Source organism: Aliivibrio friggae (genome assembly GCF_057368515.1).
The window spans coordinates 789,040-814,293 of the sequence record NZ_CM170648.1; the positions used below are offsets into that span (position 1 = coordinate 789,040).

Here is a 25,254-nt window from a genome sequence, read left to right on the forward strand (position 1 = left end):
TGGGTCATTAAGATAGTTTTACTAGATTTGATGGTAATTTAAGTTTGGTAGAGTCACTAAATCTGCCGCTAGTTTTGCAGTGAGTTCTTTGCCACCCAGTAATGTGACGATTTCCATTGCAAATTCAAGAGCAGAGCCTGGACCTTGGCTTGTAATTAAATGATTTAACACGTCAGTAAATACACGTTTAATTCGCAAGTTATCTTTTGGGATGGTATTCATAAAACTTGGATAACAAGTCATTCGTGCATCAGGGTATAAATTGTGATGCTGAAGTACCACTGCTGGTGCTGCACAGATAGCCGCAACCCATTTCTCATCGTATTTTTGTTGTTTTAACATTTCGATAAGAAGAGTGCTATCTCTGAAGTTTTCTGCACCTTTAAGACCGCCGGGAAGCACGATACAATCAAATTCTTCATCCGCAACTTCAACCAATTTGACATCAGCAGTAAGAGTGACACGTTGTGCTGCTTTCATGGTTAATGCACCATCAAAAGCGGTGCTAGCAATTGTTACATCAAATTTAGCGCGCTCTAGAATATCTATCACGGTAATCGCTTCTAGCTCTTCTGTTCCAGGAGCAAGGCATACGAGAATTTTTGCTGTCATAGTGTGTTCTCTTCTAATTGTTTTATTTGATTATATAACGTTTGGTTGAGTGGCGCTGAAATACCATGTTGCTCTGCTCTTTGTAATAGATAACCAGTAATATTATCTATTTCAGTTTTTCGTTGATAAAAGCAATCACGATTCATTGAGGAGTAGTTTTCAGAGGTCGCTGATATTACTTGGTTTACGATTGAAACTAGCTCTGTCTCTGTCCACTCGACATCTTCTTGTTGTAATACTTGTTGTACTTCACTGCAAATACGAACGACATCTTTATGAATATCAGAGTGTGCTAAGTGCCCATTTTGACATTGATGAATTGCAGTTAGTGGATTAATCGCACAGTTAATGGCAAGCTTTTTCCATAATGCGACCTTAATTTCAGGGTTCCACTCAATACTTGGTAAGCTATGAGTAAGCACCTCTTGGATAAATTGGCATTGATTACCCAATGAGTTGAATGGACCAATAACGGTATGACCCAAGCCTGTGTGTTTTACGGTGTGATTGTTCTCTTTTAATGCACCATGTGTGGTGGTGGCTTGCAATACTGGATGGTGATTAATGTGCTCTTTTATTGCATCAATCGCCCCCATGCCATTATGCATAAAGAGTAATATGGTTTCTTGTGATAATAATGAAAGTAAAGGGAGTAGTGCGTGTTCTACCTGCCATGCTTTAACGGTAATAAAAAGCAGATCACAATGAATGAGTGATTCTTTGTCGTTACAAGAAAAAGAGTGGGATGAATTGTCTTTTGCATTTAAAGAAAGAGAATGTTCAGAAGGCGTTGAGCTTCTTGTCCATAACGAGACATTATGCCCTGCTTTTTGTAGGTAACACGCCCATAAAGAACCAACGGCTCCAGGGCCAAGAATGGTGATATTCACACGACTATCCATTAAGTATCAATAATAAAAGTAGTGTAATGGGTTTGCTAGAAAAAACAAAGGCGCTCATGATGAGCGCCTTAGTAAATAGGTATTCTAACTTAAATTAGAAGTTGTATTTAACTGTGTAAATTACCGCTTGGTCAAGTTCAGTTTGGCCTAGTTTGTTATCAGCGTAACGGTATTGAATACCAGTAGTGATAGCATCAGTAGCGTTCCACCAAAGAGCAACAGCACCATTTAGTGTTAGATCATCTGATTCACCAGAAGCTGCAAGGTAATCATCTTTACGACCAAATTCAGTTTCATGCCAGTTTGATAATGTGAATTTCTGCTCACCTAGGTTAAAGTTATAACCTAAAGCCCAACCAAACATACCACCATTCATACCACTGAATGATTTAGCTGCCAATTGGTTACCACTATTATCAAATTGGAATGAGTTAGTTGTAATTGTGTGGTGGAAACCAACCCAAGGATTGAAGTACCAGTTATCACCGCTGAAATTATATGAAACACCTGTAACTGTATTTTGAGCAGTGAAACCTGCAGAGTTTGTATTATAAAGTTGACCGTATAAACGTAGTTCTTCGATACCAGTTTTCCATGCAACACTACCTTTAATTGAAGTACGTGTTTCATCAAAACCATTTTCTAGGTTTTCAATATCAGCAAAACCGTATAGTTCACCCCAGCTATAACCTGAGCCACCTTCAAGCTCTAGGTAAGTAAAGTCTTCTTTACCAGAGCGGTCTGTTGTGTCGCTTGACCAATCTAGGTAGTTCACGCTCATATTTGCAAAGCCATATAGGTATTCAGCTTGAGCAGGGATAGCAACAGTGGTAGCAAGAACAGATAGAGCTAAAAGGGATTTACGCATAATGGTATCTCTATAGTTAGTATTACTAAAAAATAGGTCAGTAGGTTGAGTACTGATTTTAATATGCGCACATAATATCGATAAAGTTCACCCTTTTAAATGCAACTAATGTAAGGGTTATGTTGTATGTAGATCTTGATCGCGTTTATAAAGTTAACTGTAAAAGTAAGGTGATCTATATCACTTACTTGACATTTCTCTGACAGTAAATTGTGAACACAAACAGAAAAGCCTCCGAAATACGGAGGCTTTGGTTGCACAATTGTTATTTACATAGAGCGTTTAAGAACCTTGAGCTTTATCAAGTAGGGCTTTGAAATGCCCTTTAAGCATAAGTAACATAATTAAGCTTGGAATAACCATTACCGCTGTCAATATGAAGAATAATGGCCAACTATTTAGGTAGTCAACTAACTCACCACTAAATGAGGCTAGGGTAGTTCGCCCTAAGTTACCTAATGAAGCAAGCAATGCATATTGTGTTGCTGAAAATGCTTCGCCAGTTAATATAGTTAAGAAAGAAACAAAGGCAACAGTAGAGAAGGCCGTTGTAAAGTTATCTACAATAATAGTTGCTAAGAATAAATGCTCATTAGGACCAACATTAGCAATGAGTGCAAACATTAAATTACTTGCAGCCATGGCGATACCGCCGATCATCAGACCTTTAATGACACCAAAACGAACATTGATCAAACTGCCTAATAAAGTAAAGAAGACCGTTGCTCCCCAACCGATTAATTTTGAGTAATAACCAATCTGTTCATTACTGAATCCAATTTCTTTATAGAAGGTGATCGACATTCTACCCAGGAAAGCTTCACCAATTTTAAAGAGAAAAACAAACAACAATAGTGTACAAGCTGTTTTGACGCCATTGCGATTAAAGAAATCATAAAATGGTTCAATAACGGTTACAGTAAGCCAAGCAGCAACTTTAGAACCGACGACTTTATTATGACGCTCTTCTGCTTCATGTTGTAGCTCATCTCGTTTGGTTTTTGGCTCGCCAACAAGTAAGGTAAAGACCATGAGTAAGCCTACAATACCAGCCATGCCATAATAAACGCCATTCCAACCAATACTATCCGCATTAACAAACGCTAAATAACCTGGCAATGAATAGCCAGTCCACCAACCGATAACTGCCATTGCAGAAGCTTGTGGCATTTTGCTTGATTCTGACTTAGGGAAAGTGTCGATACGGAAGGCATCAATCGCAATGTCTTGTGTTGCTGATGCGGTTGCCACAGCAAGGGCGAACATCGAGGTTAGTGCTAAATTATTCGATGGATCTAAGCCTGCAATTTGTAAGGTACAAAATAGAACGATAGCTTGGCAAAGAAAAATCCAACTACGACGTTGACCTAATTTATTTCCCAAAAATGGGAGTTTTACTCGGTCTACGAGCGGTGCCCACATAAAGTTGATCGCATATACCGCGAATACAGAACCAAAGTAACCAATTGCAGCACGAGTTAAGCCTGCGTCTTTCAGCCAACCAGACATATTAGAACCAATCAGTACCCACGGGAAACCACTAGAGCAACCAAGCATGAAAACCCAAAGTAGACGTTTATCCATGTAGCTTTTAATCGCTGATTTCCATTGCATGGATTGAGACATGAAACGCTCCTTGTTTTTTATATTTATATGAGAAAAAACAAAGCAGCTCGTAAGCTGCTTTGATAATGAACCAGAATCAATAGTAACTAAATTATTTAATCAATGTTGCTTTAGTTATGATAATTGGCTCTACAGGGATATCACGCATCCCATTAGGTAATGCTTTCGTTGGTTTTGTTGCCATCTCTTGAATGACATCGAAGCCTTGGGTTACTTTACCAAAAACCGCATAACCTGATGGGCGTTGGCTCGCGTTTAAGAAACCATTGTTATTAAGGTTGATATAAAACTGACGAGTTGCAGAATCAGGATTATTGGTACGGGCCATAGCAACAGTAGCAGTGTCATTGTTTAAGCCATTATTGCCTTCATTTTTAATTGGGCCGTAACTTGATTTTTTTAGCATATCTTTATCAAAACCACCCCCTTGAGCCATAAAGCCAGGGATTACACGGTGGAATTGAGTGCCAACATAGCTACCATCTTCAACATAACGAATAAAGTTAGCAACAGAAAGCGGAGCTTTTTCTGAATTAAGTTCAATTGTGAAGTTACCTAATGTGGTTTCAAATTGTACTGATTCAGCCAGTGCTGCTTGAGTAAAACCAAGCGTTGCAATCAATAATGCAGCTTTAGAAGTCCATTTCATCATTAAAAGTTACCTTTAATGTAAGTTTGTAATTCTTCGTCAACGGCAATTTTATCTAACACTGCATTTAGAAGATCGTTAAGTACGCCTTCAATTGCTTCATTGTCAGCACTCATAGAGCCTGTTTTATCAGATACGCCATTGTATGTTTTTACAAATTTACCTTGTGGTGTTTCTGCAGTAATTTGTAGTTTTACTTGGGTTTTCATTTCATTGCTCATTAATGAATGTTGCACACTCACTAATGCTTCAATGATGTCTAAACGTAGTGTGTTATCGCTATCAACGGTAATGATGAAACCTTGTTCTTCTAATTGTGTTGATAGTGCATCTTCAAGCGTTACTCGTAAATTTTGTTTCGCATGAATAGGTTGAACGTTTTGGCGTCCATTATCAATAACAGCAACGTATTGTGCCGTACGTAAATCACTGCTATCTAACGTTAACTTTACACCATCAACGATTTGATGAGCACTGGAAGAAGCAACAGGTTGGATATCCAACTGTGGATCAGAAGGAGCACTACATGCAGCTAAAAATAGAGCAGAAAGGGCAATAATGGCCTTTTTCATTGGGATATCCTTTTTTATTTTGATTTCTCAGCTTTAACAGCTTCTAAAATAACGAATTTTGAATTACTAGCAACTGTGGTGACGTTTTCTTCACCGAACAAGCGACATAATTTATCATCATAATCAAGATGACGGTTTCCAATAACTAATAATTTCCCTTCTTTACATAAGATGTGCTTAGCATCACAAAACATTTGCCATGCAATATGGTCGGTAATAGCTTGGCCTTGATGAAAAGGAGGGTTACATAGTACTAAGTAACTACTGTGTTTTTTAAATCCATCTAAACAGTTGTTGGCGATGAATTGGAATTGACGCTCTTTCCCTAAGTTCACTTCTAAGTTACGACGAGCAGACTCGACAGCCATGAAACTCTCATCAACACAAGTAATGCGCGCTTCTGGGTTTAGTTGAGCAGCTTTAACACTAAGAACGCCATTTCCGCAGCCTAAATCAATAATATGACGTAGTTCAGGATCGACTGGAATATGCTCAAGCATAAAACGAGCACCTTGATCTAAACGTTCACCTGAGTAGACATTAGGGTAGTTTAGTAGGTCGATATCTTCATTATCGACACTCCAACATACGGCTTCTGCAATCGTTGCTGGGTTAGTCGCATTGGCATTAGAGAAAACTAAACGATGCTTTTTCCAAGCTAAAGACGTTTTTGTTTCGCCTAAGAAATCTTCAAAAAGCTCTAGTGTTGAACTGTGAATTTCTTTGGCTTTATTAACCCCAATAATCGGGCATTCAGCGGCCATTGATTGACGAAGTTGCTGTAATTGCCAAGTTAACATGCGATTGTTTTTTGGGATTTGCATTAAGACAAGATCGAAACCTTGCGGCATCTCTTCTGTTGCTGTAATTAACTGTACACGGTTGCAGTGATTACGTTGTAGATTTTTTAAGGTGCCACGCTGAGCAACAAAAGAATCGGTCATCATTGTTACGTTATGTTTTTCAGAGAACCAACAAGATAAAGCACCAAAATTATCGTTTAGGATAAGGATGTTTTTGCCATCTTCTAAGTTTAGTTCTTCTACATGCTTAATAATGTATTCATCACCAGCATCCCAAGCTTGTAATAATTCTTGAGCACGTTTTGGGTAACGCTGTAAATTTAAGCTTCGGTCAAACAAAGATAATTCGGTTTTCATAATTTAGATTCTTCAATAGGGAACGCTTCTGGCTATTGTCGCAAATGGTGTATAAAGTGGAAACAGAAGAATTGAAATAAAGAAGGGATTTATATGATTCAGCATCAAATTGAACAAAAATTACGCACAGAGTTGTCACCGTCATACTTAAAAGTGCTTAATGAGAGTTATATGCACAATGTACCTGAGGGGTCAGAAAGCCACTTTAAAGTGATTGTGGTCAGTGATGATTTTGAAGGGAAGCGCTTACTTGCTCGTCATCGTACGATTAATAGTATCTTAGCTGATGAGTTAGCTAACCACATTCATGCGCTTGCTATACATACCTATTCAGAAGCGGAATGGCAAGCGTTAGACTCTGAGCAGGTACCTAACTCTCCAGATTGCATGGGAGTTAACAAAGGTTAACAATGAAAGCGATATGTTTAATTTTTAACATAAAATAAATACCTATTGCTGCCAATTGTTAAGATTTAGGTGAAAGTTGGTGTCGTTGCTACTAAGGTGGTATTTTTTGATTTTGGACAATAAATGTGCACTGGATCTAAAATGCTTAAACCATTTCAATGATTTCTAACAATGAAGCGCAAAAATTTATGGGAATCTGGTCATTGAACATGGCATGTACACCATAAAAAATGCTAGAATCTTTCGCCTTAAAATAGCTTTTTCGTCTTTATGTAAAAAGCATATTGCTAAGTTGTTGCAGTCTTGAGGGTAAAATCTTAAGGTTGTGTGCATTAGCAATGTCGTGTCTTATATAGAATCCTTTTTCCCAATTAAATTAGTGCAAGTGCGTATGATTACAATAAAAAAGGGTTTGGATCTTCCTATTGCAGGAGTTCCAACTCAGGTGATTAATGATGGTAAATCCATCACTAAAGTCGCCTTGCTTGGCGAAGAGTACATTGGTATGCGTCCAACGATGCATGTCCGTGTGGAAGATGTAGTAAAAAAAGGTCAGATTCTTTTTGCTGATAAAAAGAATCCTGGTGTTATTTTTACTGCTCCAGTAAGTGGTAAAGTTGTTGAAATTAACCGTGGTGCAAAGCGTGTACTTCAATCTGTAGTTATTGCAGTTGAAGGCGAAGAGCAGGTTACTTTTAATAGCTATGCAGCGAATCAATTAGCTTCTCTTGACCGTGATACGGTTAAGCAACAGCTTATTGACTCTGGTGCATGGACTGCATTACGTACTCGTCCGTTCAGCAAGGTTCCAGCGATCGATTCTGAAACAAAGGCTATCTTTGTTACTGCTATGGATACTAATCCTCTAGCAGCTGATGCAGAAGTGATCATTAACCAACAAGAAGATGCTTTTGTTGCAGGCTTAGATCTATTATCTGTTTTAACAGGTGAGAAGGTTTATGTATGTAAGAAAGGAGGTAGCTTACCTCGTTCTTCTCAAAATAATGTTGAAGAACATGTGTTTGATGGACCTCATCCAGCAGGATTAGCAGGTACTCACATGCATTACTTGTATCCTGTAGATACAAATAATGTCGCATGGAGCATCGGCTACCAAGACGTTATTGCGTTTGGTCAACTATTCTTAACGGGTGAAATTTACTCGGATAGAATCGTTTCTCTCGCTGGACCTGCTGTAAATAATCCTCGTTTAGTTCGTACTATTAATGGTGCTAGCTTACTAGAATTAACTGACAGCGAAGTCATGCCTGGTGAAGTACGAATCATCTCTGGTTCTGTATTAAACGGTACTCAAGCGTCTGGTCCTCATGCCTACCTTGGTCGTTACCATCAGCAAGTATGTGTGCTTCGTGAAGGTCGTGAGAAAGAGTTATTTGGTTGGGCTGTCCCAGGCAAAAATAAATTCTCAGTTACTCGTTCATTCTTGAGTCACTTATTCTCAGGTCAATTGTTCAACATGACGACAACTACTAATGGTAGTGATCGTGCAATGGTGCCAATCGGTAATTACGAGCGTGTAATGCCATTAGACATGGAACCTACCATGTTATTGCGTGACCTTTGTGCTGGTGATGTTGACAGTGCAGCACGTTTAGGTGCATTAGAATTAGATGAAGATGATCTAGGTCTATGTACGTATGTGTGCCCTGGTAAATATGAGTATGGTCCAATGCTTCGTGAGATCTTGGATACCATCGAGAAGGAAGGGTAATCAATGAGCCTGTTAAAGATTATTGAAAAAATTGAACCTCATTTCGAACCTGGTGGAAAATATGAAAAATGGTTTGCTCTGTATGAAGCAGCGGCAACTCTTTTTTATACGCCTGGTTTAGTTACTAAAGGTGGTTCACATGTACGTGATAGCGTTGATTTAAAACGTATCATGATCATGGTGTGGTTTGCTGTATTCCCTGCAACATTCTGGGGTATGTACAACTCAGGTCATCAAGCAATTGTTGCTCTGGATCATATGTACCAAGGTGCTGAATTGGCAGCTGTTGTTGCTGGTGACTGGCACTACTGGTTAACCGAGATGCTTGGCGGCACGATAAGTGCTGATGCTGGCTGGGGCAGTAGCATGCTACTGGGGGCAACCTACTTCTTACCTATCTACGCAACAGTATTTATTGTTGGTGGCTTCTGGGAAGTATTGTTCTGTATGGTGCGTAAGCATGAAGTAAATGAAGGTTTCTTTGTTACTTCTATTCTTTTCGCATTGATCGTTCCACCAACGCTTCCTTTATGGCAAGCAGCACTAGGTATTACCTTTGGTGTTGTTGTTGCAAAAGAAATCTTCGGTGGTACAGGTCGTAACTTCCTAAACCCAGCGCTTGCGGGCCGTGCATTCTTATTCTTTGCATACCCAGCTCAAATTTCAGGTGATACAGTTTGGACTGCTGCTGATGGCTTCTCTGGTGCAACAGCACTTAGCCAATGGGCACAAGGCGGTCAAGGTGGCTTAGTTAATACAGTTACTGGCAACACTATCTCTTGGATGGACGCATTCATTGGTAATATCCCAGGTTCAATTGGTGAGGTTTCGACTCTTGCTCTGATCCTTGGTGGCCTAATGATCGTTTACATGCGTATTGCATCTTGGCGTATTATTGCGGGTGTTATGGTTGGTATGGTTGCAGTTTCAACACTGTTTAACTTAATCGGCTCTGATACAAACGCAATGTTTAGCATGCCTTGGCATTGGCACCTAGTTCTTGGTGGTTTTGCGTTTGGTATGATCTTTATGGCTACAGACCCAGTATCAGCGTCATTTACCAGCAAAGGTAAGTGGTGGTACGGTATTTTAATTGGTGCAATGGCTGTAATGATCCGTGTAGTTAACCCTGCATACCCTGAAGGTATGATGTTAGCTATTCTGTTTGCAAACTTATTTGCTCCACTGTTTGATAACCTTGTAGTTGAAGGTAACGTGAAACGGAGACTAAAACGCTATGGCAAGTAATAACGATAGCATTAAAAAAACACTCGGTGTTGTTATTGGTTTGAGCTTAGTGTGTTCAATCATCGTATCAACAGCTGCGGTTGTTCTTAAGCCGAAGCAACAAGCAAATGCCGTTCTAGATAAGCAAAGCAAAATCGTTGAAGTCGCAGGTATTACTGGCTCAGGTACTATTCCTGAACTATTTGCTGCGAACATCGAACCTCGTCTTGTTGATTTTAAAACAGGTGAGTTTGTTGATGGTGATGCTGCAACTTACGATCAACGTAAAGCAGCAAAAGATCCAAAACAATCTATCAAGCTAACTGCTGAGCAAGATAAAGCTAAGATCATTCGTCGTGCTAATTTAGGTGTTGTTTACCTAGTTAAGAGCGGTGATGAAGTATCTAAAGTTATCATTCCTGTTCACGGTACTGGCTTATGGTCAATGATGTATGCGTTTGTTGCTGTTGAGACTGATGGTAACACTGTTGCTGGTATCACTTACTACGAGCAAGGTGAAACTCCTGGGCTTGGTGGTGAAGTTGAAAACCCAACATGGCGTGCACAGTTTGTAGGTAAAACTCTGTTTGATGCAGATCATAACCCTGCAATTAAGATCGTTAAAGGCGGTGCTCCAGCTGGTTCTGAGCACGGTGTAGATGGTCTTTCTGGTGCAACGCTAACAGGCAACGGTGTTCAAAACACATTTGACTTCTGGTTAGGTAATGATGGTTTCGGCCCATTCTTAGCGAAAGTTCGTGATGGAGGTCTGAACTAATGGCGAGCGTAAAAGACATTAAAAAGAGCGTTTTAGCACCGGTATTGGATAACAACCCAATCGCGCTACAAGTTCTTGGTGTATGTTCAGCTTTAGCTGTAACAACTAAGCTTGAAACGGCTTTTGTTATGACAATTGCAGTAATGTTTGTTACTGCATTATCTAACTTATTCGTTTCGCTAATTCGTAACCACATGCCAAACAGTGTTCGTATCATCGTTCAGATGGCGATCATTGCCTCTTTGGTAATCGTTGTTGACCAAGTATTGAAAGCATATCTTTACGATATCTCTAAACAGCTTTCTGTATTTGTTAGTTTGATCATTACAAACTGTATTGTAATGGGTCGTGCTGAAGCGTTCGCAATGAAGTCTGCACCTCTTCCATCATTCATCGATGGTATTGGTAACGGTCTTGGTTACGGTTTTGTATTGATGACAGTTGCATTTTTCCGTGAACTTCTAGGTTCAGGTAAACTGTTTGGTGTTGAGGTTCTTCCACTTGTTTCTAACGGTGGCTGGTACCAACCAAATGGTCTAATGCTTCTAGCACCATCTGCATTCTTCTTAATTGGTTTTATGATTTGGGCTATCCGTATCATCAAGCCAGAACAAGTAGAAGCGAAGGAGTAAGGTCGAAATGGAACATTATATTAGTTTACTTGTTAAATCGATCTTCATTGAGAACATGGCGCTTTCGTTCTTCTTGGGTATGTGTACTTTCTTAGCCGTGTCTAAGAAAGTAAAAACATCGTTTGGTCTTGGTGTTGCTGTAGTTGTTGTATTAACAATCGCAGTACCATTGAACAACCTTGTTTACACTTACTTGTTGAAAGAAAATGCGATTGTTGCTGGTGTAGATTTAACATTCCTTAGCTTTATTACCTTTATTGGTGTTATCGCGGCACTTGTACAAATACTAGAAATGATCTTAGACCGTTTCTTCCCGCCTTTGTACAATGCGTTAGGTATTTTCCTTCCGTTAATCACAGTTAACTGTGCAATTTTCGGTGGTGTATCTTTCATGGTTCAACGTGACTATAACTTTGCTGAATCTGTAGTTTATGGATTTGGTTCTGGTGTTGGTTGGATGTTGGCTATTGTCGCACTTGCTGGTATTCGTGAGAAAATGAAGTATTCAGATGTACCTCCAGGTCTTCGTGGCTTAGGTATTACTTTCATTACAGTAGGTTTGATGGCGTTAGGCTTTATGTCTTTCTCTGGTGTTCAACTGTAGGGTAAGCACCCAGTAATAAGGAATAACAAATGCAAAGCATTATTCTTGGTGTAGCGATGTTTACCATAATTGTACTGGTTTTAGTTTTAGTGATTTTATTCGCTAAATCTAAACTAGTGCCATCAGGTGACATTACTATCTCTGTAAATGGTGATCCTGAAAAAGCGATCATTACACAGCCTGGTAGCAAATTACTTAACGCTCTTGGTAGCGCAGGTATCTTTGTATCATCAGCTTGTGGTGGCGGTGGCTCTTGTGGTCAGTGTCGTGTGAAAGTGAAATCTGGCGGTGGTGATATTCTACCTACAGAGCTTGATCACATTTCTAAAGGTGAGGCTCGCGAAGGTGAGCGTCTAGCATGTCAAGTTGCAATGAAAACTGACATGGAAATTGAACTTCCAGAAGAAATCTTTGGTGTTAAAAAGTGGGAATGTACGGTTATCTCTAATGATAACGAAGCTACTTTCATCAAAGAACTTGCTCTTGCTATCCCAGATGGTGAAGAAGTTCCATTCCGTGCTGGTGGTTACATTCAAATTGAAGCTGAACCACATCATGTGAAATACTCAGATTATGATATTCCTGAAGAATATCGTGGCGATTGGGATAAGTTTAACTTATTCCGTTACGAGTCAATCGTTAAAGAGCATTCGATTCGTGCATACTCTATGGCTTCATACCCAGAAGAGAAAGGCATCATCAAGCTTAACGTACGTATTGCAACTCCGCCGCCAAATAATCCTGATGTAGCTCCAGGTGTTATGTCATCTTATATCTGGTCTTTAAAAGAAGGCGACAAATGTACTATTTCTGGTCCATTTGGTGAGTTCTTTGCAAAAGATACTGATAATGAAATGGTATTCATCGGTGGTGGTGCAGGTATGGCGCCAATGCGTTCTCATATCTTTGACCAACTTTTACGTCTTAAATCAACACGTAAAATGTCTTACTGGTATGGTGCACGTTCTAAGCGTGAAATGTTCTACGTTGAAGACTTTGACGGCCTAGCGGCTAACAATGAAAACTTCGTATGGCATTGTGCTCTGTCTGATCCTATGCCAGAAGATAACTGGGATGGTTACACAGGCTTCATTCACAACGTACTTTATGAAAACTACTTGAAAGATCATGAAGCACCTGAAGATTGTGAATACTACATGTGTGGTCCACCAATGATGAACGCAGCTGTTATCGGCATGCTTAAAGATCTTGGTGTTGAAGATGAAAACATCTTACTAGATGACTTCGGTGGTTAATCTATTGAAGTAAGAAATATTGGCTGACTCATCACTGAGTCAGCCTTTTTTCGTATTAATGAGCGGTATTTAACCTGACAAAGTACAGGGTTATAGGTTTTGTAAATCTATATTCCTGTGTATTGTTTACGTTATTTTAATGTATTTAAATTAAGGAGTTGGCAGTGACTGTCAGTGTTACTCATTTAGTAAATAAAGCTAAAATTGTTTTATTGTCTTGCCTAGCGTTAGTGTTACTTTCTGGTTGTGGTGATCAACGTGAGCAAGTGTATATAAATGGCCCTACAATGGGGACAAGCTATAATATTAAATATATTGGTAAAGATGGATTACCTAAATCTGAAGTCGTTCATGCTGAGATAGATAAACGCTTAGAGTTAGTTAATGATCAAATGTCAACGTATCGAAAAGATTCAGAGTTAAGTCAATTTAATACAAGTGAAGAGTTAACTCCGTTTACCGTATCGAAAGACACAGCAACAGTGATTAAAGAAGCGATGCGTTTAAATGAAGTGACATTAGGGGCATTAGACGTAACGGTTGGACCTTTAGTCAATCTATGGGGATTTGGCCCAGAAGCTCGCCCTGAAGTAGTTCCAACAGAAGATGAATTAAATACTCGTCGTGCTATTGTTGGTATACAACACTTAAACGTAACAGAAACGACAGTAACAAAAGATATTCCAGAGCTGTATGTTGATTTATCAACCATAGCAAAAGGCTGGGGTGTCGATGTTGTTGCCAATTACCTAGAAGAGTTAGGCATTACTGATTACATGGTGGAAGTCGGCGGTGAAATGCGTGTTAAAGGCAATAATAAAGAGAACGTTGCTTGGCGTATCGCGATTGAAAAACCATCTGTCGATGAGCGTTCAATCCAAGAGATCATTGAACCTGGCCATCATGCTGTAGCGACATCTGGTGATTACCGTATTTATTTTGAAAAAGAGGGCGTTCGTTACTCTCATATTATCAATCCGATTACCGGTAAACCAATTGCGAATAAAGTTGTCTCAGTAACAGTACTTGATAAATCGTCGATGACAGCAGATGGACTAGCAACTGGCTTAATGGTATTAGGCGAAGAAAAAGGCATGGAAGTCGCAGAACAACATAATATTCCTGTTTTCATGATAGTGAAAACCCAAGATGGCTTTAAAGAAATCGCTTCCGAAGCCTTTAAGCCTTTTTTGAAATAAGTGAGTAAATAATGAATACATTTCTAATCACATTTTTTGTTTTCTTAGCGGTTATTTGTGCAATGGCAATTGGCTATATTGTGCAACGTAAAGTCGTGAAAGGTAGCTGTGGTGGTCTTGGTGCTGTTGGTATCGATAAAGTATGTAACTGCCCAGAGCCTTGTGATGCACGTAAAAAGCGTGAAGCAAAAGAAGCTATTCGAGCTGAGAAGTTGGCAGCTTGGGAGAAAGATCGTATCGCATAACTGCCGACAGTGAGTTATAGATAAATAAAAACAGCATCAGTAATGGTGCTGTTTTTTTTATTTGATGATTAATTATTTGAATAAAAAATAGTTCAGCGTTATTATTTGGCTGTGTATTTATACAGTTGTCTTATATGAACGTAAACATGGAAATCTCGCAACTAGAAGCTGAAAAAAAAGGGCGAAAAATAATTCATATTGATATGGATTGCTTTTACGCAGCAGTAGAAATGCGAGACAACCCAGCACTACGTAATGTTCCTTTAGCCGTTGGTGGTCATGAGAGGCAGCGTGGGGTTCTGAGTACTTGTAATTACGCCGCAAGAAAGTTTGGTATTCATTCAGCCATGCCGACAGGAAAAGCGCTAAAATTGTGTCCAAATCTCGTTGTTGTCCCAGGAAGGATGCAGGTATACAAAGAGGTATCCCATCATATCCACCGTATTTTTCGACGTTATACCGATAAAATAGAACCTCTCTCATTAGATGAAGCTTATTTAGATGTTAGTGATTGCTTACTTCTTCATGGTTCCGCAACTCTTATCGCAGAGCAGATCCGTAAAGATATTTTTAATGAGCTACAACTAACCGCTTCTGCAGGAATTGCACCACTTAAGTTTTTAGCAAAAATAGCCTCAGATCTGAATAAACCAAATGGGCAATACGTGATCACTCCAGATACTGTAATGGAGGAGATAAACAAGCTGCCATTAGAGAAAATTCCAGGTGTAGGAAAGGTGAGTTTAGAGCGCTTACATCAGTTTGGGTTATATACGTGTAGTGATGTTAAAAAAAGTGAGCAGAGAGATTTATTACTAAGGTTTGGAAAAATGGGGGCTTCACTATGGAAACGATCTCATGGGATTGATGAGCGTGAAGTGATTACAGAGAGGAATAGAAAGTCAGTGGGAGTAGAGAGGACCTTTACCCATAACATAAGCTCTTTCGATGAGTGTTGGTCTGTTATCCAGACTCGGCTATACCCTGAGTTAGAGAAGCGACTGCTTAAAGCTAATGGTTCATCTAGCATCGCGAAGCAAGGAATTAAAATTAAATTTGCCGATTTTCAGCAAACGACGATAGAGCATGTACATGCTAGCCTTACATTGCCTTTTTTTGAAGAGCTTCTGATTGAAGTGTTAGAGAGACAAAAAGGACGAGAAATCCGATTAATAGGGGTTAGTGTCATGCTAAAAGAAAAAGAAGCTTTTCAGCAGTTAAGTTTAATTTAGAAGCAGAATAACGGGTAATGCTGTAGCGTTAATGATACTTATGTTTATAAAATGAGATTCAAGTGTGGGCGATCCGTTTGGTAATGATCTTATGTTGTTAGCTGTAATTTATATACTTGTAATATAAATATTTTTTTCTAGAGCTTATAAAATCAGCACTATATAATTCTATTTCAAAATTTATAAGATAATAATTATATAAAAACGGTTGTTTATGAAATTTACAAAATGTGCGTTGGCGTTAAGTTTAGTTTTCCCTTCAGTGGCTATTTCTGCGCCTCTACTTTCTTTAGATACTTTGACAAATCAAGAGAAAATTCAACAAACCAATGCATGGTTAGAAATTGATACTAAAGCTTTTCAACATAATATCGATACCTTAAAACAAACATTATCAGAAAACACAAAAGTATGTGCAATCATGAAAGCAGATGCTTATGGTAATGGGATTGAAGGCTTAATGGCTTCAGTGATTGATCGCAATGTCGAGTGCATTGGTATTACGAGTAATGAAGAAGCGCGTATTGTTCGAGCTAAAGGTTTCGAAGGCGAAATCATGCGTGTACGCGCAGCAACACCTAATGAAATTCAATCAGGTTTAGAGTACCAAATTGAAGAGTTAATTGGTTCAAGTGAACAAGCTAATACCATTGCAAAGTTAGCTAAAAAAAATAATACGATCATTCCTGTTCATTTAGCAATTAATGCAGGTGGCATGGGACGTAATGGGCTGGATTTAACTCAGTTGCAAGGTAAAAAAGAGGCGCTAAATATTGCCTTTAATGGTCATGTTAATATCGTTGGGATCATGACACATTTTCCTAATGAATCAGTTGAAGAGATCCGCACAAAGCTGAACTTATTCAAACAAGAAAGCCAATGGCTGATTGATGAAGCTCAGCTAAATCGTGAAAATATTACTCTTCATGTTGCCAACTCTTACACCACCATTAATCTACCAGAAGCTCATTTAGATATGGTTCGCCCTGGTGGCCTACTGTATGGTGATATGCCAAGTAACCCTGAATACAAACGTATCGTTCGCTTTAAAACCTCTGTTGCCTCTTTAAATTACTTACCAAAAGGCAGCACTATTGGCTACAGCAGCACTTACGTACTAGGCCGAGATTCAATTCTAGCCAATTTACCATTAGGTTATTCTGATGGTTATGTACGCTCAATTGGTAATAACGGCTATGTATTAATTAATGGCCAGAAAGCAAATGTAGTGGGTGTGACGTCTATGAATACCACCATGGTTGATGTTACCGATATTGCAGATGTTCAACCGGGTGATGAAGTGGTTCTTTTTGGTTCTCAAAATGAAGAGACGATTGAAACTAAAGAAATGGAAGCATTTAGCAGTCGCAGTATGCCTGAACTATACGTTATCTGGGGCGCAACTAATCCAAAAGTTTATTTTTAATACCAATCCCAGTAATTAGCTAATTACTGGGATTGGTTCATTAATTGTATTAATATAAATAAAAACGGTCAGCATATGCTGACCGTTTTTTATTAACAAGTAATGGATTATTTCTTAGGAATGTTCTCTAAGATAGCTACCATTTGCTCCCAATAAAGAGCAACCGTATCAATTTTCACTTTCTCATCTGGAGAGTGAGGGAATTTGATTGTTGGACCGAATGAAATCATATCCATTTCTGGATAAGGCTTCTTAAATAGACCACACTCAAGACCTGCGTGAATAACCATAATATTTGGTTTATTTCCGTAGATACCTTCATAAACATCACGGAAAACATGCATGATTTCAGAATCAGCATCAGGCTTCCAGCCAGGGTAAGTACCAGAGAAGGTGACTTGTGCGCCTGCTAATTCAGCAACAGAAGAAAGCATACCTTCAACCATACTACGACCCGAGTCCATTAATGAACGGATAAGACAAAGAATAGTAATAGAATCTTCATCTGTCGTAATAACACCAACGTTCAAAGATGTTTCAACCACACCTTCAATATCATCACTCATACGGATCACACCGTTTGGACACGCATTCAATGTTGCAATAAAGCGTGCTTGAGTCGATGAAGTTAGACTTTTATCTGCAGAAACAGCTTCATTAAAGGTCACGATACCTGTTTCTACTCGGCCTAGTTCCGCTTTTAGCAAATCAGTATAAAACGTGAATAGCTCGGCAAGTTTTGCTTCGTTCTCAGCAGGAACGGCAACGGTTGCAAATGCTTCACGAGGAATCGCGTTACGTAAACTACCACCACGGAACTCAACAAGACGTAAATCAAGTTCAACAGCGTGACCAGCAAGGAAGCGTCCTAAGAGTTTGTTTGCGTTACCACGACCAGTGTGAATATCACAACCAGAGTGGCCGCCTTTTAGGCCTTTCAATGTAATTTGACGAGTCACATAACCTGTTGGTAGTGCTTCACGTTCGATATTCAGTTTGATAGCACCATCAGCACCACCAGCACAACCCATATAGATCTCACCTTCTTGCTCAGAATCTGTATTTAAAAGGATATCACCTTCTAACCAACCTGCTTCTAAACCGAAAGCACCCGTCATGCCCGCTTCTTCATCGATAGTAAGTAAAACTTCAAGAGGACCATGCTTGATCTCATTTGAAGCTAATACAGTTAGACAAGAAGCCATACCCATACCGTTGTCAGCGCCAAGTGTCGTTCCTTTCGCTGTTACCCACTCGCCATCAATGTAAGGCTGAATAGGATCTTTTGTGAAGTCATGATCAGTGTCTTCATTCTTTTGTGGAACCATGTCGATATGAGCTTGAAGAACAACCCCTTTACGATCTTCCATGCCTGCGGTTGCTGGCTTTTTAATGAATACATTGCCGGTTGGATCACGGCGAACATCTAGTCCTTCACTTGTTGCCCATTCAATGATGTATTGAGCTAATGCTTCTTCATGTTTAGAAGGGTGAGGGATAGAGCAAATTTTATCGAAAAACTGCCAAAGAGGTTGAGGGGTAAGTTGACTGATCTCAGACACAAGAATCTCCTTTTGAGAACATTATTTATTTAGGAATGCTCTATTTATTTGAGTTATTGGGTATTAATTAAAACAAGTATACCTATGAATCTAGCGAATTACTCTGTTTGATATCGTAAATCCATATACTGATTTTATGAACTTAAAGGTAAATAGTTTAAATTTTTAAATAGCAAACGGTTACGTAATAAAACTACACAATATGATGGTTTAGTGGGCGGTAATTGATATTTTTTGTGAGCTGGGTCATGTTTTTGTTGTAATTTTATTCCATAGTGATATAGTTGTCTTCTCTGCTGATACAGCAGATGTAAATGCTCAAAGGATGAGTCCGATTTATCGCCTCCAAGGAACCGAGATCAATTATTTTGTTTTTAACTGTCAATTGATAAGGTGATGTTATGTCTTTTTTAAGCTCTTCAAGTTTCTGGAACCAACGCTCTGTTTATACAAGTCAATTCGTATACCCAGCTTGCTTTGGTTACTAATAAAACCTCGGTTTTATACAGTAAAGTAATACCCCTATAATTGGAATTCAATTAAACCCATCTTGGGTGACTTAATTCTCCGCCAGCCAAATTTTTTGGGTGGCGTTTTTTTTGCTTTTAAATTATTACCGCACCGCATTCCATTTCTTTAATTTCTCATAACTTGTTGATTTACATTATTTAGTAGTATTAATTCTAAATAGTGCTTTCACTTTATTTATCATTAACTCATTAAAAGGGTAACTATCGCTAGAAATTCATATAATTCCTCTTTATAATCCTCAGCCAATCGATTACGCAAACGTTTAAATTGCATAAAATAGACTAGGACACCCCCAATGCTTGAGAAACTGTTTCAACTAAAAGAAAACGGTACGGATTTTCGTACTGAGGTTATTGCAGGATTAACTACCTTTTTAACCATGGCTTATGTCATTTTCGTTAATCCCGCAATTCTAGCTGATGCGGGAATGGATAAAGGCGCTGTATTTGTTGCAACCTGTATTGCTGCTGCAATTGGTTGTTTCATTATGGGGTTTGTTGCTAACTTTCCAATAGCTCAAGCACCTGGTATGGGGTTAAATGCCTTCTTCACCTATACCGTTGTTTTAGGTATGGGCCATACATGGCAGGTTGCACTAGCTGCTGTATTTATGTCTGGTGTCTTATTTATACTATTAAGTCTTTTTAAAATTAGAGAATTAATAATTAACTCTATCCCTCTTTCTTTACGAACGGGTATCTCTGCGGGTATTGGTTTATTTCTTGCTTTTATTGCATTGAAGAATTCAGGTATCGTGATTGATAACCCTGCAACATTAGTTTCAATGGGTAGTATTAATAGTTTTCCAGCAGCAATGGGCGCTTTAGCTTTCTTTTTGACTATTGCACTGGTTCATCGTGGCTATAAAGCAGCTGTTATGATTGCTATCTTAGCAGTAACCGCTATTTCATTACTTTTTGGTGATGTTCAATATGCCGGTATTATGTCAATGCCACCAAGCATCGCACCTACTTTTTTACAATTAGACTTTTCTAGTGCGTTTGAATTGAGCATGTTAACGGTTGTGTTTGCTTTCTTATTTGTTGATTTGTTTGATACCGCAGGAACTTTAGTCGGTGTTTCTCAAAAAGCAGGAATTATGGATAAAGACGGTAATATCCCTCGTCTAAATAAAGCATTATTAGCGGACTCAACGGCAACGTCAGTAGGTGCTTTATTAGGTACATCAAATACTACGTCATACATTGAAAGTGTTGCTGGTGTTGCAGCTGGTGGCCGTACTGGTTTAACAGCAGTTGTAGTTGGTATCCTATTTCTTTTAGCTCTATTTTTTGCACCACTTGCAGGAATGGTCCCTGCTTATGCAACCGCTGGCGCACTGTTCTATGTTGCAATTCTAATGATGTCTGGTCTTGTGAGCATTGATTGGCGAGATCTTACTGAAGCAGCCCCTGTTGTTGTGGTATGCTTACTTATGCCTTTAACCTTCTCTATTGCTGATGGAATTTCGCTAGGCTTTATCTCTTATGCTGCGATTAAGTTGCTAAGTGGTAAAGGTCGTGATGTTCATATCAGTGTTTGGGTTCTTGCTGCACTATTCACGCTGAAATTTATTTTTACGGCGTAGTCGCTACCGGCTATGCTTTTTAGAGGTTTTGTCTATTATGGCTAACAAATTTGTAATCACTTGGGATAACATGCAGATGTATACTCGTCAGCTTGCTGAACAGTTACTTCCTGCCGAGCAATGGAAAGGTATTTTGGCTGTGAGCCGTGGCGGTTTAGTGCCTGCTGCGATTTTAGCTCGTGAGTTGAATATTCGTTATGTTGATACAGTTTGTATTTCAAGCTACGATCATGATCACCAGCGTGATATGACGGTTGTTAAAGCAATGGAAGGTGATGGTGAAGGTTTTATCATCATTGATGACCTTGTTGATAGCGGTGATACAGCGGTTAAACTACGTGAAATGTACCCTAAAGGTAAATTAGTGACAGTATGTGCTAAACCAGCAGGCATTCATTTAGTTGATGCTTATGTTGTTGATATCCCACAAGATACATGGATTGAACAACCATGGGATATGGCGGTAACATACGTAGATCCTATTTGTAAAAAATAATTCAAATCAAATTGATAAAAATGACTCTCTTAGTAGGGTCATTTTTTTTGCCTTGAATTTGATTTTATTGCGCTCTGCGTATTTCTTATTTGTCTTTCAGTATATAGTAATAGCCATCAACCTTTGTATTACTGGTGTTTGGAATGACTCAACCTGAAAGTGAAAACCTCTCTGTTAAATTATTTAAAAATCAAAAGCAAGCCCTAGAGACGTCAGGTCTTGTTCCTTATCTTCCAAGTAGTGTGGAGCAAATGTCTTCCAATGATGATGATCGACGTTGGTATCGTGAACTTCGCCGTCCTCAATGGATTTGGCAAGGTGTCGAACCAATCGAATTAGAATCAGTTCTTGCTCGTATCGCCAACAGTGATAAAAATCGTACTCGTGATGAATGGCTCGATACCGTCAGTGGCTATCACTCTGGAAACTGGGCCTATGAGTGGATCCATGCAGGAATGGATCACCAAAAAAAAGCATCAGAATTAGAGGGCGATGAAGCTGCTGAGTCTTTATTTAAAGCAAGTTTATATTTTAGTATTGCTGGCTACCCACACATTAAAGGGGATAACCTAGCGACTCAAGCACAGGTTCTTGCAAATCAAGCTTATGATATGGCAGCGAAAGAAACTTCTCATCGAATAGAGAAGATCCAAGTGCCTTATGAAGGAAAGAAAATTACTTGTTATTTGCATTTACCAAATACAGAAAAGCCGTTACCAGTTGTCATTGTCAGTGGTGGAATGGATTCATTACAAACCGATATGTGGCGACTTTATCGTGATTTTCTTGCACCAAATAATATGGCGATGTTGACTCTTGATATGCCATCAATTGGCCACAGTTCTCATTGGCCATTAACGGAAGACTCTAGTTGTTTACATCAAGCCGTATTGAACCATTTACCAAATATTCCATGGGTTGACCGTTTTCATACCGCTGTGATGGGTTTTCGTTTCGGTGGTAACGCCGCGTTACGTCTCTCGTTTTTAGAACCAAGCAGATTAAAAGCGTGTGTGGCATTGGGTGCTCCTATCCATAATATATTGTCAGACTCTAGACTATTGAAAAAAATGCCGAAGATGTATTTAGATGTATTAGCGTCTCGACTGGCAAAGAAAGTCGTTGATATCAATAGTCTCACTAGCCAGATGCAAGCATGGTCTTTGAAGAACCAAGGCTTTCTTTCTGGAGGACGAAAAACATCAGTATCTATTCTTTCCATAGGTTTAAAAGGGGATCCGGTATCCCCTAAATCAGATAACAAATTGGCCGCTTTATTTAGTCAATATGGTAAAGGCATTGAGCTACAAAGTAAGACCTTGCATAGTGGCTATGAAGAGGCGTTAAATCAGATGATTGAGTGGATAAAAGAGGAGATGAAGCAATAATCTGACTTTAAATTCATCTTATTAAAGTGAAATGTTATTAAATGCTATTTTAAGCTTGTACTGTTCTGATTTGCTTGCTAAAAATAGGGCAGTTTTTCCATTATTATTACGATGAACAAAAATCGTAATTTAAAACATTATTAGTTAATAAATAGGTAGTAGGGAATTGAATACACAATCTCAAACCATAGTCGTTAAACTTGGTACAAGTGTACTCACCGGTGGCACATTAAAACTTGATAGAGCCCATATGGTTGAACTTGTTCGCCAGTGTGTGCATCTGAAAAAGTTAGGTCACCAAGTTATTGTTGTTACATCTGGAGCGATTGCTGCTGGTCGTGAACATCTTAACTACCCCGAACTACCCAAAACCATGGCCAATAAGCAGTTACTGGCTGCTGTTGGTCAAAGTTGCTTAATTCAAGCATGGCAGAGTTTATTTGGTATCTATGGTGTTGATGTCGGGCAAATGTTACTGACACGCGCAGATTTAGACGATCGTGAACGCTACTTAAATGCGCGAGATATGCTAACGGCTTTGCTCAAAAATAACATTGTGCCTATTGTTAATGAGAATGATGCGGTAGCAACTAATGAAATTAAAGTGGGCGATAATGATAATTTATCAGCATTAGTCGGAATTCTTGCTGGAGCAGATAAGCTGTTATTATTGACCGATCAGTCGGGACTATTTACGGCGGATCCACGAAAAGATCCTAAAGCTGAGTTGATCAAAGAAGTTCATACGATTGATGAAACATTACGAAAAATTGCCGGTGGTAGCGGAACGACGCTAGGTACTGGTGGTATGGCAACGAAACTGCAAGCGGCAGATATTGCTCGCCGTGCAGGTATCGAAGTTGTGATCGCAGCGGGTAGTGCAGAAAATGTGATCAGTGATGTTATACATTCAAAACCACAAGGAACGAAGTTCTTACCTGTTGAATGTGCACTTGAAAGTCGTAAGCGTTGGATTTTAGCTGGGCCTGCGTCTAACGGTCATATTGTGATTGATGATGGTGCTGTTAACGCTGTTCAACAAAAAGGCAGTAGCTTATTAAGTAAGGGTATTACTGAAGTTGCGGGTCATTTTGTTCGTGGTGGTGTTGCTAAGATTGTAAATACAAACGGCGAATTGATTGCTCGTGGTATTTCACGCTATTCAAGTGAAGATTTAAGTAAGATTTTAGGTAAGCACAGTCTGGATATTTACGCAGTATTGGGCTACGAATATGGGCCTGTAGCTATCCATCGTGATGATTTAGTACTGATTTAGTAATAAGGATATATTGTGAATTTAACAACTATGGGTCAGGCAGCAAAAGCCGCTGCATTTGACTTGGCTGTTGCTCCAACAGCACAAAAGAACAGAGCGCTTGCTATTATTGCTGACGAGCTTGAAGCAAATAAAGAAGCGATTCTTGCTGCAAATGCAAAAGATATTAAAGCCGCAGTAGAAGCGGGTATTTCAGCAGCGATGCAAGACAGATTATTACTGACAGAAGAGCGTTTAGTTGGCATTGCTAATGATGTTCGTAATGTGATTAATTTAAATGATCCTGTTGGTAGTGAAATCGATAGTAAAGTATTAGAAAATGGGATGTCTTTATCTCGTCGTCGCGTGCCAATTGGTGTGATTGGCGTTATTTACGAAGCTCGTCCAAACGTGACTATTGATATTGCTTCATTATGTTTAAAAACAGGCAATGCGAGCATTTTACGTGGTGGTAAAGAAACCTTCTTCTCTAACATGGAGTTGGTTAAGGTTATTCAAGTTGCGCTTGAAAAAGCAGGATTACCAGCGGCGTCTGTGCAATATATCGAAAAGCCTGATCGTGAGTTAGTTTCTCAACTGCTTACTCTTGATGATTATGTCGATATGATCATTCCACGTGGTGGTGCTGGTTTACATAAAATGTGTAAAGAAAACAGCTCCATTCCAGTCATCATTGGTGGCTTTGGTATTAGCCATGCGTTCGTTGATGATAGTGCTGACTTAGAAAGAGCATTAGCGGTTGTAGATAATTCAAAAGCACAACGTCCATCAGCATGTAATGCGTTAGATACGTTACTTGTTCATGAAGCAGTAGCTCCACAATTCTTAGCATTACTTGCTGATAACATGGCAGGCCGTGTTGAATTAGTTGCTGAGCCTAAAGCTTATGCACTATTAAAAGAGTTTGAAGGTGTATCGCTACGTGAAGCTCAAGAGGGCGATTTTGACACTGAATGGCTAAGTTACACATTAGGTGTAAAAGTCGTTGCTGATGTAAACGAAGCAGCGGCTCATATGCAAAAACACAACGCGAGCCATTCTGATACGATCTTAACGAATAATATTGAATCTGCTGAGAAGTTCATTAATACGGCGGGATCGGCTGCTGTCTATGTGAATGCTTCAACTCGCTTTACGGATGGCGCTCAGTTTGGTTTAGGCGCAGAAGTTGCGGTGTCTACTCAAAAGCTTCATGCTCGCGGTCCAATGGGCTTAGAAGAGCTAACAAGTTATAAATGGGTAGGTAAAGCAGATTATCTAATCCGTAGTTAATCGTTCTTCAGTT

General features: G+C 39.2%; 24 protein-coding genes. 16 read left to right on the forward strand and 8 right to left on the reverse strand.

What is annotated here, in order from left to right; genetic code table 11:
- Positions 1–21: 21 nt before the first annotated feature.
- The 7 genes from AC2INI_RS03685 to AC2INI_RS03715 all read right to left on the reverse strand — a co-directional run bounded on the left by AC2INI_RS03685 (position 22) and on the right by AC2INI_RS03715 (position 6,389).
- Entirely contained in the window at positions 22–612 is a 591-nt protein-coding gene (locus AC2INI_RS03685) for a DJ-1 family glyoxalase III (protein ID WP_122035817.1), read from the reverse strand.
- Positions 609–1,502, reverse strand: a complete 894-nt coding sequence (gene panE, locus AC2INI_RS03690) for a 2-dehydropantoate 2-reductase (protein WP_486305374.1) — start codon at positions 1,500–1,502, stop codon at positions 609–611. Before panE ends, AC2INI_RS03685 begins: the two co-directional genes overlap by 4 nt.
- 106 nt (positions 1,503–1,608) lie before the next feature.
- Positions 1,609–2,382: a nucleoside-specific channel-forming Tsx family protein gene (locus tag AC2INI_RS03695; protein WP_486305375.1), complete on the reverse strand. Its 774-nt coding sequence runs from the start codon at positions 2,380–2,382 to the stop codon at positions 1,609–1,611.
- 282 nt (positions 2,383–2,664) lie between these two features.
- Complete coding sequence (locus tag AC2INI_RS03700; RefSeq protein WP_486305376.1) at positions 2,665–4,008, reverse strand: AmpG family muropeptide MFS transporter; 1,344 nt, start codon at positions 4,006–4,008, stop codon at positions 2,665–2,667.
- A gap of 91 nt (positions 4,009–4,099) precedes the next feature.
- Positions 4,100–4,660, reverse strand: a complete 561-nt coding sequence (locus AC2INI_RS03705) for a peptidylprolyl isomerase (RefSeq protein ID WP_486305377.1) — start codon at positions 4,658–4,660, stop codon at positions 4,100–4,102.
- Positions 4,660–5,229 carry a YajG family lipoprotein gene (locus AC2INI_RS03710; RefSeq protein ID WP_122035807.1) on the reverse strand — a complete coding sequence of 190 codons (570 nt, stop codon included), beginning with the start codon at positions 5,227–5,229 and terminating at the stop codon, positions 4,660–4,662. The genes AC2INI_RS03705 and AC2INI_RS03710 overlap by 1 nt, the downstream gene beginning before the upstream one ends.
- Before the next feature lie 14 nt (positions 5,230–5,243).
- On the reverse strand, positions 5,244–6,389 hold the full coding sequence (locus tag AC2INI_RS03715) for a methyltransferase (RefSeq protein WP_122035805.1): 1,146 nt from the start codon (positions 6,387–6,389) through the stop codon (positions 5,244–5,246).
- Positions 6,390–6,482: 93 nt separating this feature from the next.
- Between AC2INI_RS03715 and bolA the strand changes: the two genes are divergently transcribed.
- The 11 genes from bolA (at position 6,483) to alr (ending at position 17,128) form a co-directional block, all read left to right on the forward strand.
- On the forward strand, positions 6,483–6,797 hold the full coding sequence (gene bolA, locus AC2INI_RS03720) for a transcriptional regulator BolA (protein ID WP_122035803.1): 315 nt from the start codon (positions 6,483–6,485) through the stop codon (positions 6,795–6,797).
- A 391-nt stretch (positions 6,798–7,188) separates the two neighbouring features.
- Entirely contained in the window at positions 7,189–8,529 is a 1,341-nt protein-coding gene (locus AC2INI_RS03725; protein ID WP_216822085.1) for a Na(+)-translocating NADH-quinone reductase subunit A, read from the forward strand.
- Positions 8,530–8,532: 3 nt separating this feature from the next.
- Positions 8,533–9,777, forward strand: coding sequence for an NADH:ubiquinone reductase (Na(+)-transporting) subunit B (locus tag AC2INI_RS03730; protein WP_216822084.1), 1,245 nt, complete (start codon positions 8,533–8,535; stop codon positions 9,775–9,777).
- Positions 9,767–10,534 (forward strand): Na(+)-translocating NADH-quinone reductase subunit C, encoded by a 768-nt coding sequence (locus AC2INI_RS03735; protein ID WP_122035801.1) that lies wholly within the window; start codon positions 9,767–9,769, stop codon positions 10,532–10,534. Before AC2INI_RS03730 ends, AC2INI_RS03735 begins: the two co-directional genes overlap by 11 nt.
- Positions 10,534–11,166, forward strand: a complete 633-nt coding sequence (locus tag AC2INI_RS03740) for an NADH:ubiquinone reductase (Na(+)-transporting) subunit D (RefSeq protein ID WP_122035799.1) — start codon at positions 10,534–10,536, stop codon at positions 11,164–11,166. The genes AC2INI_RS03735 and AC2INI_RS03740 overlap by 1 nt, the downstream gene beginning before the upstream one ends.
- A gap of 7 nt (positions 11,167–11,173) precedes the next feature.
- A complete protein-coding gene (gene nqrE, locus AC2INI_RS03745) occupies positions 11,174–11,770 on the forward strand; it encodes an NADH:ubiquinone reductase (Na(+)-transporting) subunit E (RefSeq protein ID WP_045101477.1) in 597 nt (198 codons plus the stop codon).
- Between the two features lie 29 nt (positions 11,771–11,799).
- A complete protein-coding gene (gene nqrF, locus AC2INI_RS03750) occupies positions 11,800–13,026 on the forward strand; it encodes an NADH:ubiquinone reductase (Na(+)-transporting) subunit F (RefSeq protein ID WP_045101478.1) in 1,227 nt (408 codons plus the stop codon).
- A gap of 212 nt (positions 13,027–13,238) precedes the next feature.
- Positions 13,239–14,225, forward strand: a complete 987-nt coding sequence (locus AC2INI_RS03755) for an FAD:protein FMN transferase (protein WP_486305687.1) — start codon at positions 13,239–13,241, stop codon at positions 14,223–14,225.
- Between the two features lie 11 nt (positions 14,226–14,236).
- Complete coding sequence (nqrM, locus tag AC2INI_RS03760) at positions 14,237–14,470, forward strand: (Na+)-NQR maturation NqrM (RefSeq protein ID WP_122035795.1); 234 nt, start codon at positions 14,237–14,239, stop codon at positions 14,468–14,470.
- Between the two features lie 146 nt (positions 14,471–14,616).
- The gene (gene dinB / locus AC2INI_RS03765; protein WP_174213448.1) at positions 14,617–15,702 is read left to right on the forward strand and encodes a DNA polymerase IV; all 1,086 of its coding nucleotides are present in this window, start codon (positions 14,617–14,619) and stop codon (positions 15,700–15,702) included.
- A gap of 214 nt (positions 15,703–15,916) precedes the next feature.
- The gene (gene alr / locus AC2INI_RS03770) at positions 15,917–17,128 is read left to right on the forward strand and encodes an alanine racemase (protein WP_122035791.1); all 1,212 of its coding nucleotides are present in this window, start codon (positions 15,917–15,919) and stop codon (positions 17,126–17,128) included.
- 107 nt (positions 17,129–17,235) lie between these two features.
- Here the strand turns inward: alr and AC2INI_RS03775 are convergent, their stop codons facing one another.
- Positions 17,236–18,690 carry an aminoacyl-histidine dipeptidase gene (locus AC2INI_RS03775; RefSeq protein ID WP_486305378.1) on the reverse strand — a complete coding sequence of 485 codons (1,455 nt, stop codon included), beginning with the start codon at positions 18,688–18,690 and terminating at the stop codon, positions 17,236–17,238.
- Positions 18,691–19,516: 826 nt separating this feature from the next.
- Between AC2INI_RS03775 and AC2INI_RS03780 the strand changes: the two genes are divergently transcribed.
- From AC2INI_RS03780 to AC2INI_RS03800, 5 genes are all read left to right on the forward strand, one after another.
- Positions 19,517–20,809 carry an NCS2 family permease gene (locus AC2INI_RS03780; RefSeq protein ID WP_122035787.1) on the forward strand — a complete coding sequence of 431 codons (1,293 nt, stop codon included), beginning with the start codon at positions 19,517–19,519 and terminating at the stop codon, positions 20,807–20,809.
- A gap of 37 nt (positions 20,810–20,846) precedes the next feature.
- Complete coding sequence (gpt, locus tag AC2INI_RS03785; RefSeq protein ID WP_045101484.1) at positions 20,847–21,305, forward strand: xanthine phosphoribosyltransferase; 459 nt, start codon at positions 20,847–20,849, stop codon at positions 21,303–21,305.
- 143 nt (positions 21,306–21,448) lie between these two features.
- Positions 21,449–22,693 (forward strand): esterase FrsA, encoded by a 1,245-nt coding sequence (frsA, locus tag AC2INI_RS03790; RefSeq protein ID WP_122035785.1) that lies wholly within the window; start codon positions 21,449–21,451, stop codon positions 22,691–22,693.
- A 166-nt stretch (positions 22,694–22,859) separates the two neighbouring features.
- On the forward strand, positions 22,860–23,969 hold the full coding sequence (gene proB / locus AC2INI_RS03795) for a glutamate 5-kinase (protein WP_122035783.1): 1,110 nt from the start codon (positions 22,860–22,862) through the stop codon (positions 23,967–23,969).
- A 15-nt stretch (positions 23,970–23,984) separates the two neighbouring features.
- A complete protein-coding gene (locus AC2INI_RS03800) occupies positions 23,985–25,241 on the forward strand; it encodes a glutamate-5-semialdehyde dehydrogenase (protein ID WP_162922539.1) in 1,257 nt (418 codons plus the stop codon).
- Positions 25,242–25,254: the final 13 nt, after the last annotated feature.

Excerpts from the sequence above, each read along its gene's own strand:
- alr (WP_122035791.1), top strand. The coding sequence starts at position 15,917 with ATGAAATTTACAAAATGTGCGTTGGCGTTAAGTTTAGTTTTCCCTTCA.
- AC2INI_RS03695 (WP_486305375.1), bottom strand. The coding sequence starts at position 2,382 with ATGCGTAAATCCCTTTTAGCTCTATCTGTTCTTGCTACCACTGTTGCT.
- dinB (WP_174213448.1), top strand. The coding sequence starts at position 14,617 with ATGGAAATCTCGCAACTAGAAGCTGAAAAAAAAGGGCGAAAAATAATT.
- AC2INI_RS03700 (WP_486305376.1), bottom strand. The coding sequence starts at position 4,008 with ATGTCTCAATCCATGCAATGGAAATCAGCGATTAAAAGCTACATGGAT.
- AC2INI_RS03740 (WP_122035799.1), top strand. The coding sequence starts at position 10,534 with ATGGCGAGCGTAAAAGACATTAAAAAGAGCGTTTTAGCACCGGTATTG.
- AC2INI_RS03685 (WP_122035817.1), bottom strand. The coding sequence starts at position 612 with ATGACAGCAAAAATTCTCGTATGCCTTGCTCCTGGAACAGAAGAGCTA.
- bolA (WP_122035803.1), top strand. The coding sequence starts at position 6,483 with ATGATTCAGCATCAAATTGAACAAAAATTACGCACAGAGTTGTCACCG.
- gpt (WP_045101484.1), top strand. The coding sequence starts at position 20,847 with ATGGCTAACAAATTTGTAATCACTTGGGATAACATGCAGATGTATACT.
- nqrF (WP_045101478.1), top strand. The coding sequence starts at position 11,800 with ATGCAAAGCATTATTCTTGGTGTAGCGATGTTTACCATAATTGTACTG.
- nqrM (WP_122035795.1), top strand. The coding sequence starts at position 14,237 with ATGAATACATTTCTAATCACATTTTTTGTTTTCTTAGCGGTTATTTGT.
- AC2INI_RS03725 (WP_216822085.1), top strand. The coding sequence starts at position 7,189 with ATGATTACAATAAAAAAGGGTTTGGATCTTCCTATTGCAGGAGTTCCA.
- AC2INI_RS03705 (WP_486305377.1), bottom strand. The coding sequence starts at position 4,660 with ATGATGAAATGGACTTCTAAAGCTGCATTATTGATTGCAACGCTTGGT.
- AC2INI_RS03730 (WP_216822084.1), top strand. The coding sequence starts at position 8,533 with ATGAGCCTGTTAAAGATTATTGAAAAAATTGAACCTCATTTCGAACCT.
- AC2INI_RS03780 (WP_122035787.1), top strand. The coding sequence starts at position 19,517 with ATGCTTGAGAAACTGTTTCAACTAAAAGAAAACGGTACGGATTTTCGT.
- AC2INI_RS03735 (WP_122035801.1), top strand. The coding sequence starts at position 9,767 with ATGGCAAGTAATAACGATAGCATTAAAAAAACACTCGGTGTTGTTATT.
- AC2INI_RS03710 (WP_122035807.1), bottom strand. The coding sequence starts at position 5,229 with ATGAAAAAGGCCATTATTGCCCTTTCTGCTCTATTTTTAGCTGCATGT.
- AC2INI_RS03715 (WP_122035805.1), bottom strand. The coding sequence starts at position 6,389 with ATGAAAACCGAATTATCTTTGTTTGACCGAAGCTTAAATTTACAGCGT.
- nqrE (WP_045101477.1), top strand. The coding sequence starts at position 11,174 with ATGGAACATTATATTAGTTTACTTGTTAAATCGATCTTCATTGAGAAC.
- frsA (WP_122035785.1), top strand. The coding sequence starts at position 21,449 with ATGACTCAACCTGAAAGTGAAAACCTCTCTGTTAAATTATTTAAAAAT.